General features: G+C 38.8%; 13 protein-coding genes and 3 tRNA genes. 11 read left to right on the forward strand and 5 right to left on the reverse strand.

The window, feature by feature from the left end:
• Positions 1 to 52: 52 nt before the first annotated feature.
• From CQZ96_RS14180 to CQZ96_RS14190, 3 genes are read left to right on the forward strand one after another with little or no spacing between them, the layout of a single operon-like run.
• Positions 53 to 1,618, forward strand: coding sequence for a TolC family protein (locus tag CQZ96_RS14180; RefSeq protein WP_105714202.1), 1,566 nt, complete (start codon positions 53 to 55; stop codon positions 1,616 to 1,618).
• Positions 1,615 to 3,750: a type I secretion system permease/ATPase gene (locus tag CQZ96_RS14185; protein ID WP_105714203.1), complete on the forward strand. Its 2,136-nt coding sequence runs from the start codon at positions 1,615 to 1,617 to the stop codon at positions 3,748 to 3,750. The genes CQZ96_RS14180 and CQZ96_RS14185 overlap by 4 nt, the downstream gene beginning before the upstream one ends.
• The gene (locus CQZ96_RS14190) at positions 3,747 to 5,003 is read left to right on the forward strand and encodes an HlyD family type I secretion periplasmic adaptor subunit (RefSeq protein WP_105714204.1); all 1,257 of its coding nucleotides are present in this window, start codon (positions 3,747 to 3,749) and stop codon (positions 5,001 to 5,003) included. The genes CQZ96_RS14185 and CQZ96_RS14190 overlap by 4 nt, the downstream gene beginning before the upstream one ends.
• 182 nt (positions 5,004 to 5,185) lie before the next feature.
• Here CQZ96_RS14190 and CQZ96_RS14195 read toward each other — a convergent pair.
• From CQZ96_RS14195 to CQZ96_RS14205, 3 genes are all read right to left on the reverse strand, one after another.
• Positions 5,186 to 5,261: transfer RNA gene (locus tag CQZ96_RS14195), tRNA-Gly, on the reverse strand.
• 45 nt (positions 5,262 to 5,306) lie between these two features.
• A tRNA-Gly gene (locus tag CQZ96_RS14200) sits at positions 5,307 to 5,382 on the reverse strand.
• 46 nt (positions 5,383 to 5,428) lie between these two features.
• A tRNA-Gly gene (locus CQZ96_RS14205) sits at positions 5,429 to 5,501 on the reverse strand.
• A 217-nt stretch (positions 5,502 to 5,718) separates the two neighbouring features.
• Between CQZ96_RS14205 and CQZ96_RS14210 the strand changes: the two genes are divergently transcribed.
• The 4 genes from CQZ96_RS14210 to CQZ96_RS14225 all read left to right on the forward strand — a co-directional run bounded on the left by CQZ96_RS14210 (position 5,719) and on the right by CQZ96_RS14225 (position 7,786).
• The gene (locus CQZ96_RS14210; protein ID WP_004723487.1) at positions 5,719 to 6,027 is read left to right on the forward strand and encodes a BolA family protein; all 309 of its coding nucleotides are present in this window, start codon (positions 5,719 to 5,721) and stop codon (positions 6,025 to 6,027) included.
• A gap of 17 nt (positions 6,028 to 6,044) precedes the next feature.
• On the forward strand, positions 6,045 to 6,437 hold the full coding sequence (locus CQZ96_RS14215; RefSeq protein WP_105714205.1) for a SirB2 family protein: 393 nt from the start codon (positions 6,045 to 6,047) through the stop codon (positions 6,435 to 6,437).
• Between the two features lie 85 nt (positions 6,438 to 6,522).
• Positions 6,523 to 7,359, forward strand: coding sequence for a ParA family protein (locus CQZ96_RS14220; protein WP_004723483.1), 837 nt, complete (start codon positions 6,523 to 6,525; stop codon positions 7,357 to 7,359).
• A gap of 13 nt (positions 7,360 to 7,372) precedes the next feature.
• Positions 7,373 to 7,786 carry a hypothetical protein gene (locus CQZ96_RS14225; protein ID WP_004823650.1) on the forward strand — a complete coding sequence of 138 codons (414 nt, stop codon included), beginning with the start codon at positions 7,373 to 7,375 and terminating at the stop codon, positions 7,784 to 7,786.
• A gap of 66 nt (positions 7,787 to 7,852) precedes the next feature.
• Here the strand turns inward: CQZ96_RS14225 and CQZ96_RS14230 are convergent, their stop codons facing one another.
• Positions 7,853 to 8,503: a DedA family protein gene (locus CQZ96_RS14230; protein ID WP_096735384.1), complete on the reverse strand. Its 651-nt coding sequence runs from the start codon at positions 8,501 to 8,503 to the stop codon at positions 7,853 to 7,855.
• A 196-nt stretch (positions 8,504 to 8,699) separates the two neighbouring features.
• Here CQZ96_RS14230 and CQZ96_RS14235 point away from each other — a divergent pair, with 196 nt between their 5' ends.
• The 4 genes from CQZ96_RS14235 (at position 8,700) to CQZ96_RS14250 (ending at position 12,691) form a co-directional block, all read left to right on the forward strand.
• Complete coding sequence (locus tag CQZ96_RS14235; protein ID WP_105714206.1) at positions 8,700 to 9,116, forward strand: DoxX family protein; 417 nt, start codon at positions 8,700 to 8,702, stop codon at positions 9,114 to 9,116.
• Between the two features lie 124 nt (positions 9,117 to 9,240).
• Positions 9,241 to 9,867: a hypothetical protein gene (locus CQZ96_RS14240; protein WP_105714207.1), complete on the forward strand. Its 627-nt coding sequence runs from the start codon at positions 9,241 to 9,243 to the stop codon at positions 9,865 to 9,867.
• A 120-nt stretch (positions 9,868 to 9,987) separates the two neighbouring features.
• Entirely contained in the window at positions 9,988 to 11,556 is a 1,569-nt protein-coding gene (guaA, locus tag CQZ96_RS14245) for a glutamine-hydrolyzing GMP synthase (protein ID WP_004823655.1), read from the forward strand.
• Between the two features lie 214 nt (positions 11,557 to 11,770).
• On the forward strand, positions 11,771 to 12,691 hold the full coding sequence (locus CQZ96_RS14250) for a restriction endonuclease (RefSeq protein ID WP_056518304.1): 921 nt from the start codon (positions 11,771 to 11,773) through the stop codon (positions 12,689 to 12,691).
• A 147-nt stretch (positions 12,692 to 12,838) separates the two neighbouring features.
• On the opposite strand, the gene CQZ96_RS14255 is transcribed toward CQZ96_RS14250, so the two are convergent.
• Complete coding sequence (locus CQZ96_RS14255) at positions 12,839 to 13,606, reverse strand: putative porin (protein WP_004723476.1); 768 nt, start codon at positions 13,604 to 13,606, stop codon at positions 12,839 to 12,841.
• Positions 13,607 to 13,809 lie beyond the last annotated feature (203 nt).

A 13,809-nucleotide genomic window follows, 5' to 3' on the forward strand; every position in this document is an offset into this window, starting at 1 on the left:
TCAAAATAATTCAATACCGATAATTAAAAGCTTTTCTAGGTGCCATTCGCGAATGTTAATAGCAAAAAAGCCCACTATATTGTTAAAAAGTTTGAGTGCTGTGAGTTTATTGGTTCTATTGCAGAACAATGGTTATACACAAGAAACAAGCTACTTAAAAAATATCAAAGAAGGTGTGACAGGGTTGATAAAACCCAAGGATGATCAGTCATTTAGAACTGTCCAGCTCAAGGATTTGACCGATTTTAAATATCAACCCGATGCATATATAGGCAATCAGAATCAACTCCCTGTTGTAAAGCTATATACTGGACAAAAGGCTTCGCTCAATAATTTATATTTAGAACAAGCGCAAACACAAACAACCCATGCGTATTCAAACCAAGCAAAAATCTTAAGTCTTGAAGATGCGATTCAGATTGCAGTAAAAAGAAACCCCAATATTGCTCAAACAATTTCAACACTGGCAGGACAAAATGCCAATATTGATGTGGCAAAAGCGCAATATTACCCACAGTTAAAAGCGGGTATGAATACAGGTGATTTTACCTCCAATGATAAAGGTCGCCAATTGTATTCAGTTGAAGCCAATCAACTGCTTTATGACTTTGGTAAAGTAAAATCCAGTGTCACCACGCAACAAAATAAATTGGCAGTTGAACAAGCCAATGTATTAATCAGTATTGATGATATATCGACCCAAACCGCACGAGATATTTTATCCTTACTGCGCTATCGCAATATTATCAAAATAGCGCAAGATCAATTTAATGGGGTTAGTCGTTTACATGAGATTGCACGCTTAAGAGCAGACGCAGGAATTAGTAGCAATGCCGATCCTGTGCAAGCACAAAGCTATGTTGAGTATGCACGTTCCTACTTAATTACTCAGCAAAATTTTTTAAAACAACAAGAACAAAAATTACGCACATTATTGGGTTTTGATGTGAGTCAAATGGATTTTAATATTCCTGATGAGTTTGTAAAACAGTCTGGTCTTTATGATGACCCTGAAATGAATACCATTCCTACAATGATCGCAGCAAAAGCAGAGATTGATGTTGCGCAGAGTCAGAAGAAGCAAACCCAATTGAGTGCTTATCCCACAATTTCATTGGTGGGATCAGTCAGTAAAGCATTGAATGGTCAAAATCCAAATACCGGTTTAGAAAATGATACCGATGGTTCTGTTGGCGTGCAGATGTCCAGTAATTTTTATCAAGGTGGTGCACTGGGATCTCAAGTCAAGGCTGCAAATTTTGCTGAACAGGCTGCACGTGCAAAGTTGAATGCAACTTACCTAGATATTATGGATCAAACACAAATTGCACGAGAAAGTATTGAAAACACGGATAAGCAAATTTGGGTTCTATTGGATCGGGAACGTTCAACAGCAAAAACCCGTGAGCTGTATGAAGAACAATATAAATTAGGCAAGCGTTCGATCTTAGATTTATTAAGTTCAGAACAATCCTATCAAAGTTCAAGAATAGAAAGGGAAGCGGCACGCTTTGATATCTATGACACGATCGCGGTGTATATCAAGGTAACCGGTAAAAGTAGAAATGCTTATCATTTAAATAACATTCAAATTCAGGGGTTTGAAGTTCAACCATGAATACAAAAACATTAAATTATCAACCCTGGTTACAAGCGATCATTACGGTTGCGCAGCATTATCGAATGCAACCTGCTGAAGAACAAATTCGTCTGCAACTGGATTGGAATAAATACACAAATATTGACGACATGTTGTCCATTATTACCCGTCAAGTGGGTTTGAATGTTCGCAAAGCAGACTTTAGCACGGATGTACTGAATCCATGGCGATTACCCGTTGTTGTTGAATTTAATAATGGTCAAGTTGCGGTTATCGAGAAAGTCGACAATGAGGGCAATGCAAGTTTACAGTTAAGTGGTGATCAAGGTCTTTCACAAACTTTTAATTTGCATGAACTTCAAGCCAATGCCAGTCGTGTTTATATTTTTCGACCAGAAACATCGATTCCCGATGCACGTGTTGATGAATATATCAAACCTTATGAAAAAAGCTGGTTCTGGGACATCGTTTTAAAAGATTGGAAACGTTATACCGACATCATGGTTGCTTCAATGATTGCCAATATTCTGGCATTGGCGACCATTATTTTCTCTATGCAAGTCTATGACCGAGTTGTGCCTTCTCAATCTATTCCAACCTTGTGGGTACTCGCGGGTGGGGTGTTGATTGCAGCTGTTTTTGAGTTTGTGTTGCGCATCGCACGGGTTTATTTGTCAGACATTATTGGTAAGCGTGCAGATCTCAAGATTTCAGACCGCGTTTTTGGTCATGCACTGCGGATCCGTAATAAAGATCGCGCCCGCTCAACAGGTTCGTTTATCTCACAGATTCGTGAACTTGAAGGCGTTCGTGAATTGGTGACCTCAACAACGATCAGTGCAATTGCTGACTTACCGTTTTTCTTCCTGTTTTTAGCGATCTTTTGGATTATCGGGGGCAACATCTTTTGGGTGATGTTACTGGTTGTACCATTGATGATTATTCCTGGCTTCTTGGTGCAGAAAAAGTTGGCTCAGTTGGCCACTGAAGGGATGCGAGAGTCTGCGATTCGCAACGCGATTTTGGTCGAAGCGGTTCAAGGTATTGAGGATATCAAGTTATTACGTGCTGAAGCTAGATTTCAAAATCAATGGAATCACATGAATGAAGTGTCTGCAGATGTCAGTATGCGGCAACGTAAAATTGTGGGTTGGTTAAATGCTTGGACACAAAAAATTCAAGGACTGACTTATGCAATTGTAGTTTTAGTGGGTTGTTTTGCGGTGATGAAAGGCGATATGACCACGGGGGCTTTGGTGGCATGTTCGATTTTATCTTCGCGTATGCTTGCACCGATTTCACAAGTCACAGGTGTACTCGGTCGTTGGCAGCAAGCCAAAGTGGCTAAAAATGGTTTAGATGAGTTGATGCAAAAGCCAGTAGACCGCCCTGATCGAGCACAATTGATTCAGCGTAAAGTCCTCTCAGGTGATTATGATTTTAAAGGTGTGGTATTTAAATATACTGAAGATGATCCACGGCCAACTTTGGTCATTCCGCAGTTAAAAATCCATGCAGGTGAAAAAGTTGCAATTCTTGGGCGTAATGGGGCAGGGAAATCTAGCTTATTACAGCTACTTTCAGGAATGCAATTGCCAGTACAAGGCAAGATCAGTTTGGATGGTGTCGATCAATCTTTGCTTGATCCCGATGATATTCGTCGTGATATGGCATTGCTGAATCAAAATGCGCATCTATTTTTTGGGACCATCCGTGAAAATTTAACTTTGGGTGCACCATTGGCAAGTAATGATGAAATTATCCGTGCATTACAAATCACCAATGCTCTAGAAATCGTGGAACAAAAAAAGGAAGGTCTAGATCATCTTATTCTTGAAGGTGGTGTAGGATTTTCTGGTGGTCAGAAACAAGCACTGCTACTCACACGATTGTTGCTCCGAAATCCAAATATTGTGTTGTTGGATGAACCGACTGCTTCGATTGATGATGTTTCTGAAAAAGTATTGATACAGCATTTAAAAGAATGGCTAGGTCATCGGACCTTAGTGGTGGCGACGCATCGTCCTGCTGTTTTGCAACTTGTTGATCGTATTATCGTTGTGCATGAAGGGAAGATTATCAAAGATGGGCCACGTGATGCCATTCTAAATCCTGCACAGCAAGCAAATGCAGGAGGGAGTTCAACATGAGCCAAGAAAAAAATGACCAAAATATCACAGTTCAAGAGGCTGAATCTGCTCAAGTTGATCATGCATCCAATATTTTACAGCGGCCAACCAATCCCTCTGCGTTAAAGTTCTCAGAACCACCGTTACCCAAATCCACATTTATTATTTGGATTGTTGCCATCGGTCTGCTGGCTTTCTTGATTTGGGCTTGTGTATTCAAGTTGGAAGAAGTTTCTACAGGAACAGGTAAAGTTGTTCCTTCATCCAAAGAACAGACGATTCAATCTTTAGATGGTGGTGTGTTGACCAGCTTGGATGTTAAAGAGGGAGATATTATTCAAAAGGGGCAGACGCTTGCGCAAATTGACCCTACTCGATTTGAGTCCCAAGTCGGTGAAAGCCAAATGAAATTACTTGCGACATTGGCTACAGCAGCACGTTTAGAGGCTGAGGTGAATGGTACCGCAATCAAGTTTCCAAAAGAGGTTTTGGTCGTTCCTGCTTTGGTGAGAGAGGAAAGTGCACTATATACTTCGCGTCGCGCAAATTTGGATGAATCAATTACTGGTTTAAAACACGCATTGTCTTTGGTTCAAAATGAATTGCAAATGACGCAACCTTTGGTGGCGAAAGGTGCTGCTTCTGAGGTTGAAGTGTTGCGTTTAAAACGAGATATCAATAATTTTGAAAATCAAATTAACGATAAGCGGAATGACTACTATGTAAAGTCACGTGAAGAATTGGCACGAGCCAATGCCGATATTCAATCATTACAGCAAGTTGTTGCTGGTCGTAATGATTCAGTGAAACGCTCTACTTTTAAAGCGCCTGTACGTGGTGTGATAAAAGAAATTGCGGTGACAACCATTGGCGGAGTTATTCCACAAAATGGTAAATTGATGACCATTGTACCGATTGATGAGCAGTTATTGATTGAAGCACGCATTTCGCCACGAGATATTGCATTTATTCATCCAGGCCAACCTGCATTGGTAAAAATCACGGCATATGATTATTCAATTTATGGTGGCTTGGAAGGGAAAGTGACGGTGATTTCTCCTGATACCATCCGCGATGAAGTTAAACAAGATCAGTTCTACTATCGAGTCTATATTCGGACCGATAAAGATAAATTGACCAATAAGGCGGGGAAATCTTTCTCAATAACGCCAGGTATGGTGGCAACGGTAGATATTCGTACTGGTCAAAAAACAATTATTGAATACTTGTTGAAACCGTTTAATAAAGCCAAAGAAGCGTTAAGAGAACGATAATTGCATCACATGGTGATTATTTTAAAAACCAATCTTCGGATTGGTTTTTTTGTGTTTTTATAGTTTTGTGATCAACACGCTGATTGAGTGAATATTGTCTCTAGTGTGTAAGTATATGCTGATGATTTATAAACCAATAATGCAAAAAAAGCCCCAATCTTTCGATCAGGGCTTTTTAAATTTGGAGCGGGAAAGGAGACTCGAACTCCCGACCCCAACCTTGGCAAGGTTATGCTCTACCAACTGAGCTATTCCCGCGGAGTCTGTCCAATTTTTTAAATAAAAAACTGAATAAAAAAATTTTGGAGCGGGAAAGGAGACTCGAACTCCCGACCCCAACCTTGGCAAGGTTATGCTCTACCAACTGAGCTATTCCCGCGGAGTCTGTCCAATTTTTTAAATAAAAAACTGAATAAAAAAATTTGAGCGGGAAAGGAGACTCGAACTCCCGACCCCAACCTTGGCAAGGTTATGCTCTACCAACTGAGCTATTCCCGCATGCGGTGTATAATACATCAACAGATGGTAGGGTCAAGATTTTTCTGCAAAGGAAAACACTAATTGCATAAAATAAAGACATTTTTATGAAAAAACTTCAAAATTCAATTTAAAAAAATCAAATCGAACAGCAAAAGCTTTGCTGAACACACAGCGATGCTCAAAGAATCCGCTATACTATGTCATTCACCCATTGATCGATCTCTAAGGAATCAGCATGAGTTTAGAACAACAATTGATTGAAAGTTTAAATCAACTTGAGCCATCACATTTAGAAGTGATCAATGAGTCTGCTGGTCATGGCGGGTATTTTCCTGGAAAAGAGTCTCATTTTAAAGTGATCATTGTCAGTGAACAATTTGCAGGATTACGTTTGGTACAACGCCACCAAAAAGTGTACGCAGAAGCCAAAGCCTTACTCAGTCCTGGAAAAATTCATGCCTTAGCGATCCATGCTTATCTTCCAAGTGAGTGGCAAGGTCAAGCCCCAGCAAGTCCAGACTGCGCTCATGCACCTAAAGTATAAAGTGCAGAGTAATTAAAATGGATACACATTTACTGATCAAAATCATTCATATGACCAGTGTTGGGTTATTAATCTTGGTTTTTGTTTTACGCGCTTCAACATTATTTATTGGAACACACAACCAGCAGCCGAATCCTAAAGGGCGGGTGGTTTTTGTTGCCCTGCAACATCTTTCCCTCACCGTGGTTATATTTACAGGGCTAACTTTATTGATTATGAACGATTTTAAAGTGCAGCCTTGGTTCTATGCGAAAATTATTTTGTTTATGGTTTTCCTTTCCTCACAAATAAAAGCCTATAAAAAGGATGATACAGTTCTTTTAACACAACGCAGAGCAGGTTTAGTGATTGGCGGAATTGCCTTGTTTGCAACTTTAGTTCTGGTCGTGCTTAAACCAGTTTTTAGTTGATTGTTAGACATGAATTTCACACTTGTATAGCGTCTAGGTTAAACTAGATACAAGTTTAAAAATAATGATAGCTTAGGGAACTTGTATGCTAACTCGTGTGGTATTTAACCAAAAAGGCGGTGTAGGAAAATCAAGTATTACGGTGAATCTTGCTGCGATTAGTGCGTATCAAGGTTTTAAAACATTGGTGATTGATTTAGATCCTCAAGCAAATTCTAGTCAATATCTTTTGGGTGATGACGCCACCTATTCTGCTGAAAAAACGGCATTAGAACCGAATATTGAAAACTTTTTTAATGACGTACTTGGGAATCATCAACAAAAAGGATTGATTGGCAATGCCATTGGTAGTCTTTTAAAAACAAAAAATAAAGGTTTTGAGCAATATATTCATCGTTCACCTTTTAAAGATTTGGATGTATTACCCGCCAGCCCGAGCTTAGGCGAGTTAGAGCATGCGTTAGAATCAAAGCATAAAATTTATAAGTTACGTGATGCGATTCAGACCTTAACCAGTCAATATGAGCGTATTTATATTGATACACCGCCAGCATTTAACTTTTTTACCTTATCGGCACTGATCTCAGCGGATCGTGTTCTGATTCCGTTTGATTGTGATGTGTTTTCAAAACGCGCATTACAGACGCTTATTCAAAATGTCATTGAAACTCAAGATGATCATAATGATCGACTTGAAATCGAAGGGATTGTGGTCAATCAATATCAAGCTCAGGCAAAATTACCACGCGAAGTGGTACAACAGCTTAAAGATGAAGGTTTACCAGTTTTAGAAAATATGTTGCCACCTTCTGTATTAATGAAAGAATCGCATCATAAAAATCTGCCATTAATTCATTTGGCTACAGATCATAAATTGACTCAAGCCTATCAATCATTGTTCAATGAGATTGATAAAAAATAATTTCGAGATCGTGATGAAATCATTGAAAATGACTTCTGTTAAATTATCAGTCGTTGCCTTAACGGCGCTTGTCGTATCTGCTTGTACGACGACGGTTAAACCCACTTATGTGTCGCCTACGCAGTATCAGGCGATGAACTGTTTGCAATTGACGACAGAATTTAATCGTATTCAACAATACATTAATAATGGTGTACAACCTGCGAAACGTACAGGCGTAGGTGTTGGACTCGGTGTCGGTGGTGGTTGGGGCAGCGGTGGCTGGGGTTGGGGGATTGGTCCAAGTATTTCTGTAAACTTAGGGCAATCTTCAAATACCAAAAATACTGAGCTTTCCCGACTGTATGGTGAGCAAGATGCCTTGTCTCAGGCGGCTCAATTTAAGAACTGCCCTTACGTCCCTAAACGTCAGGAAGTTAAAAAATAACGGGTTTTACCCCACAAAAAAGCCGATTTTAGAAATCGGCTTTTTTGTCAGCTTTAAATATGCTGTTTATTGATTATTGGGCATTTTATTTTTATTAAAAAATTTATGACGTATATAACCAATCACACCAGGCAGCACACTGAGAATAATGATACCGAAAACCAAATGGGTGAAATTATCTTTCACAATTGGCATATTCCCGAATAAATAACCCAAGGTAATAAACGAGCCAACCCAGCAAATTGCACCGACTGCATTATAGGTTAAGAAATATTTATAATTCATGCTTCCTGCACCCGCAACAAAGGGTGCAAAAGTACGAGCAAAAGGGATAAAACGGGCAAAAATAATGGTTTTTCCACCATGCTTTTCAAAAAACTGTGATGTTTTCAGCAAGTGTTGTTTATTGATAAACTTAGAATCAATTTCAAAAACACGCGGTCCGACATATTTCCCGATATGATAATTGAGGGTATCGCCGAGCACTGCCGCAATAAATAGCAGAATGATTAAAACCACAGGATCCATTGCACCCGTCGAAGCAGCTAAAGCGCCGGCAGCAAAAAGTAAGCTATCCCCGGGCAGGAATGGCATTACCACGAGACCTGTTTCAACAAAAATAATCAGGAATAAAATTCCATACACCCAGATACCATAATTTCTAATAAATTCAAACAGGTGTTCGTCTACGTGCAAAATAAAGTCAATCAGATCCATAAGGCAGAAACTATGCGAATTGGTGCACAAATCCTAGCAGTGTGAGTTATGAAAGTCAGTATTAAAAAGTAATTTTTTAAAACTTATTATTGTTCTTAATTTGCAACGATGAGTTTGGTTTTTAAGTATTTAACTTGAAATGTTTAGTGATTAATATGTATACATCTTCAGAACGAAATACAAATTAGGTCAGACCATGTTTAATCCAAATGTTGTTGTTAAAAATATTGTGAATCAACCCACCACCAATGCGAGCATAGCATTGATTGCACGTATTCTTATGGCATATATCTTTCTTGTTGCAGGTTGGGGAAAAATCACGGCTTACAGTGCAACTGTCGGTTATATGGAATCAATGGGTGTACCAGGTGCCATGTTACCTTTAACCATTCTGGTTGAGTTCGGTGGTGGTTTGGCATTGTTATTTGGTTTTCAGGCACGCTTTGCAGCATTTGGTTTGGGCGTATTTAGTTTGATTACTGCATTCCTATTTCATGGTGGTGAAGCAGATGCGATTAACTTTATGAAAAACTTCGCAATGGCAGGTGGTTTGTTTTTCTTGATGTTGCATGGTGCAGGGAAATTGAGTCTTGATCATGTAATAGAAAAATAATTTAAACATTAATAAAGCTTTGAAAAGCCAGATCTGTATCTGGCTTTTTTGTGTGTTCATTTAGCCTTATTCAAATGGATCAATTGGTTTATGCTATCTAAAAATATTCAATTCAGTTTTAACAATGAAAAAAGAAATTCTAGACAGAATAAAAGCACTGGGCGGTAATATTGATCAAGTCAAAGGTGTGTCATGGATTGATGATCTGTGCGCTATTACCTTTAATACCGTTTTATATGAACGGCCTCAGGATACACCTTGGGCGGCAGCCGATGATCAAGAACCAATTTATGGTTTGGGTGACTATATTGATCAACATCAAGCCGAGCTAGATCTAAATCCAGATGGATTTTTTAATCAACTGATTCAAGAGTATTATCAGTTAACAGAAGAAGGGCGCGGACAAACCTTTTGGCAAGCTGTGCACTTTACTCCATATCAAGCTGGTACAGCTGATTTTGATGAATGGAACCGTGATTTTTTAGAGGATGATATTGATCTCAAAGCAGTGATTCAGCTGACCCAAAATCCAAAACCTGATTTTCTACAGTTGTTTTATCGTTATAGCTTCCCTGATCGATACTATATCTGCTTGTCTGATCCAGACCCTGAAAATCCAACATTATTTGGCACAGATCATGAGGTGTTTTTTACAGAAGTGACCGACGAAGGCTCCTTAGAAGATTTTTTAAATCGCTGTATGACCCCCAGTGAACTGATTAGCATCATTAAAGCCAAAATGAACCTATAAGCTGATTATTTAAAATGATTTTTTAGAAAGCTAAGGAACTTGATTGAATGGAGTGCGTACGGCTTATAAAAATGATAGAATATGGCGCTTATATTCGTTTGCCTGCATAGTTGTTGACTCATGACTACCAATACTCAAATTACTGAAGATCGTATCCTTATCTTGGATTTCGGTTCTCAATATAGCCAGCTTATTGCACGCCGTGTACGTGAAGCTGGTGTATATTCTGAAATGTATGCTTTTGATATGTCTGAAGAAGACATTCGCGCGTTTAATCCGAACGGTATCATCTTGTCTGGTGGTCCTGAAAGTGTGCATGAGGAAGGTAGTCCACGTGCGCCAGAAGTTGTGTTCAACTTGGGTGTACCTGTATTGGGGATCTGCTATGGTCTGCAAACCATGTCAGAACAACTTGGCGGTAAAGTAGAGCCAGGTACTGTACATGAATTTGGTTATGCAGCAGTTGACGTTTTAGTACGTGATCAATTGCTTGGTGATTTAAATGATGGTGATGACAAACTCAATGTTTGGATGAGCCACGGTGACAAAGTTTCTGCGATTCCAGCAGGTTTTAAAGTGACTGCAAGCACACCAAGCTGCCCATTTGCTGCAGTGAGTGATGAAACGCGCCGTTTCTACGGGGTGCAATTCCACCCAGAAGTGACACATACTGCCAAAGGCGCAGAGTTACTGTCTAACTTCGTTCACAGCATTTGTGGTTGTCGTAATCTTTGGAATTCTGAAAACATTATTGATTTACGTGTTGAACAATTACGTGAACAAATTGGTGATCAAAAAGTTCTTTTAGGTCTTTCAGGTGGTGTTGACTCATCTGTAGTTGCAGCATTGTTGCATAAAGCAATCGGTGACCAACTGACCTGTGTATTTGTAGACAATGGCTTACTTCGTTTAAACGAAGGTGAGCAAGTGATGGACATGTTTGCGAAAAACATGGGGATCCGTGTGATTCGTGCTGATGCAGAAGAACGTTTCTTATCTGCACTTGCAGGCGAAGTTGATCCTGAGAAAAAACGTAAAATCATTGGTCGTGAATTCATCGAAGTTTTTGCTGAAGAAGCGCGTAAGCTTGATGGCGTAAACTTCCTTGCGCAAGGTACGATTTACCCTGACGTGATTGAGTCTGCGGCAACTAAAAATGGTAAAGCGCATGTGATTAAATCACACCATAATGTGGGTGGTTTACCAGAAGATTTAGCATTTGAATTGGTTGAGCCAATTCGTGACCTATTTAAAGATGAAGTACGTCGTTTAGGTACAACTTTAGGTTTACCACATGAAATGCTTTATCGTCATCCATTCCCAGGTCCAGGTTTGGGCGTGCGCATCTTGGGTGAAGTGAAAAAAGAATATGCTGATATTCTTCGTCTTGCTGATGACATCTTTATGCAAGAGCTTCGTGCAAGTGGTTGGTATGATAAAACTGCACAAGCATTTGCAGTATTCCAACCAGTAAAATCGGTGGGTGTTGTGGGTGATGGCCGTCGTTATGCATGGGTCATTGCACTTCGTGCCGTGGAAACTGTTGACTTTATGACAGCTCGTTTTGCTCATCTGCCATATGAGTTGGTTGATAAAATCTCGACACGTATCATGAATGAAATTAAAGATGTTTCTCGTGTGGTGTATGACGTTTCTTCTAAACCACCAGCAACAATTGAATGGGAGTAATTCAGGGATTTCAAGAGGCGAAGCTTCTTGCCTGAATTACGCCAAGGGCTATGCCCGCGGCAGCAGGGTTTCAAAATGCAACGTATTTTGCTGATTTTACGCCAAGGGCTATGCTTACGGTAGAATTCGATACATTATTTTAAAAAGAGCGCTTAGGCGCTCTTTTTCTTTTATACTTGAATTATTTAAAGCAAAAAATATTAAGAGAAATAGAATGTCTTTGCCTAATCATCAGGAATTAATGCTACCACTATTGAAACTCCTCAATACGCAAGGGCAAGCCATCCAAATTAGTCAAGTTGGTAAATTGTTGGCAGAACAATCAAATTTGACTACGGATGAATTAAATCAAATGATTCCGAGTGGGAAAAGAACAGTTTTTTATGATCGTGTGGGATGGGCCAAAACATATTTGGTTAAAGCAGGCTTAGTTAATCAGCCTGATTGGGGGATGTGTGAATTATCTGAAGAAGCGAAAAAATTAGATTTAAATATATTAGATAAAATAGATAATAATTTTTTAATGCGTTATGAAAGTTTTCGTGAGTTCAAGGTTCCAACAAAAATAAGGCAGAATAAAGAAAAGATTATTTGTATTGAAGAAAATGATGATATTGAAACACCTGAGGAATCATTACAAAGAATTAATGAAATACTACTTACCAATTTAAAAGATGATTTATTGAATTTGATTCAGACAAAAAATCCATATTTTTTTGAAAGATTAGTTGTCGATTTACTGGTTGCTATGGGCTATGGCGGCTCACATCAAGATGCGGCCCAAGCCATTGGTAAAACAAGTGACGGCGGGATTGATGGAATTATTAGTGAAGATCGTTTAGGTCTAGATAAAATTTATATTCAAGCCAAACGTTGGAAAAACACTGTTGGACGACCAGATATTCAACAATTTAAAGGCGCTTTAGCAGATCAAGTCGCCAAAAAAGGGGTGTTTATTACAACCTCAAATTTTAGTAAGGAGGCTGTTGAATCTGCAAAGAAATCGGGAATTGTTTTAATTGATGGAGATAAATTGACTTCTTTAATGATTGAATTTGGTTTAGGTGTTCAGGTTGAAAGAAGCTTTAATATTTATAAGATAGATCAAGATCGGTTTGATGAAGATAATTTTTAGAAGTGTTTAAAAGAATTTTAATATTCTGACATTTACTACAAATTTATTAAAACGTATTTACTTAATGATGTATACACATATAAAAAAAGCCAGTCAATTGACTGGCTTTTGTTGCTCCAAAAGAGCGATTGCTAAATAGATTTAAACTTAGAAACGGTATCCAGCACGAACACCGTAAGTGTTGTAGTCATCACCAAAACCTACACGACCTTCTAAGCTAACGTTTTGATTAAAGAATTTCTTCGCAGAAATACCCCATTCATCACGATCAGTTAAATCATTGTTGTAGTAGTCAGCACCTACACTTAAGGTCTTATCTAAATACAAGTCACCACGTACTTTGTACTCATCCAAGTCACCAAATGCACCAAATGCTTCAAAGTTAGCATCATATTGACCAACTTTAGTTACATATTTAGCACGTACAGTTGGGTCTGCGCCGTCATCACCATTTTTAACATCATAACCTGTCACACCAAGTGCAAGTAATAAACCAGGAGCTGGTAAATAACCCACTTCAGCGCCATAAGTCGTTACTTTATTGTCGATGTTGGTGTTATCAACTTCAAGTTCATCACGACCTACACGACCACTTACATAGAAGTCTGAGTTAGGTACATAGTATTCAAGACCCGCACCATATTGGCTGTCTTTTACACCATCATTTTTGGCATAATTTACATTGGCTTTTACATTACTTGCGCGATCTAAGAACGCAGCCTCATTAAGCGGTGAATTACGAGTTTGTACTGGTTTGAAATAATAAGTACCATCTACACCAAAGCTATGAGTTGCATCAAAATTATCTGGATCATTATATGTATATGAACCACCAACTTCGGCTTGGTAAGCATGTGCAGTGCCAGTTAAAGCGGCTACGGAAAAGATTGCAGATGCGATTGCTAATTTTTTCATGGAATTCGCCCCTATGAAGAATTGATTGATTTATACATGTTTAGTTACAATTTTGAGTCTAGGGCAAATATAAAAATCGTCAACCATGCTATGGTAACCGGAATGTAATATTAGTGAGTTTATGTAACAATTTTGATTTAAGTTATTGAAAATAAATGTATAAAACTTATGTGTTGTTTTATTAAAATTGTGTAGATAGTGTG

It is taken from the genome of Acinetobacter sp. MYb10 (assembly GCF_002980175.2).
In the GTDB taxonomy this organism is placed as follows: domain Bacteria; phylum Pseudomonadota; class Gammaproteobacteria; order Pseudomonadales; family Moraxellaceae; genus Acinetobacter; species Acinetobacter guillouiae.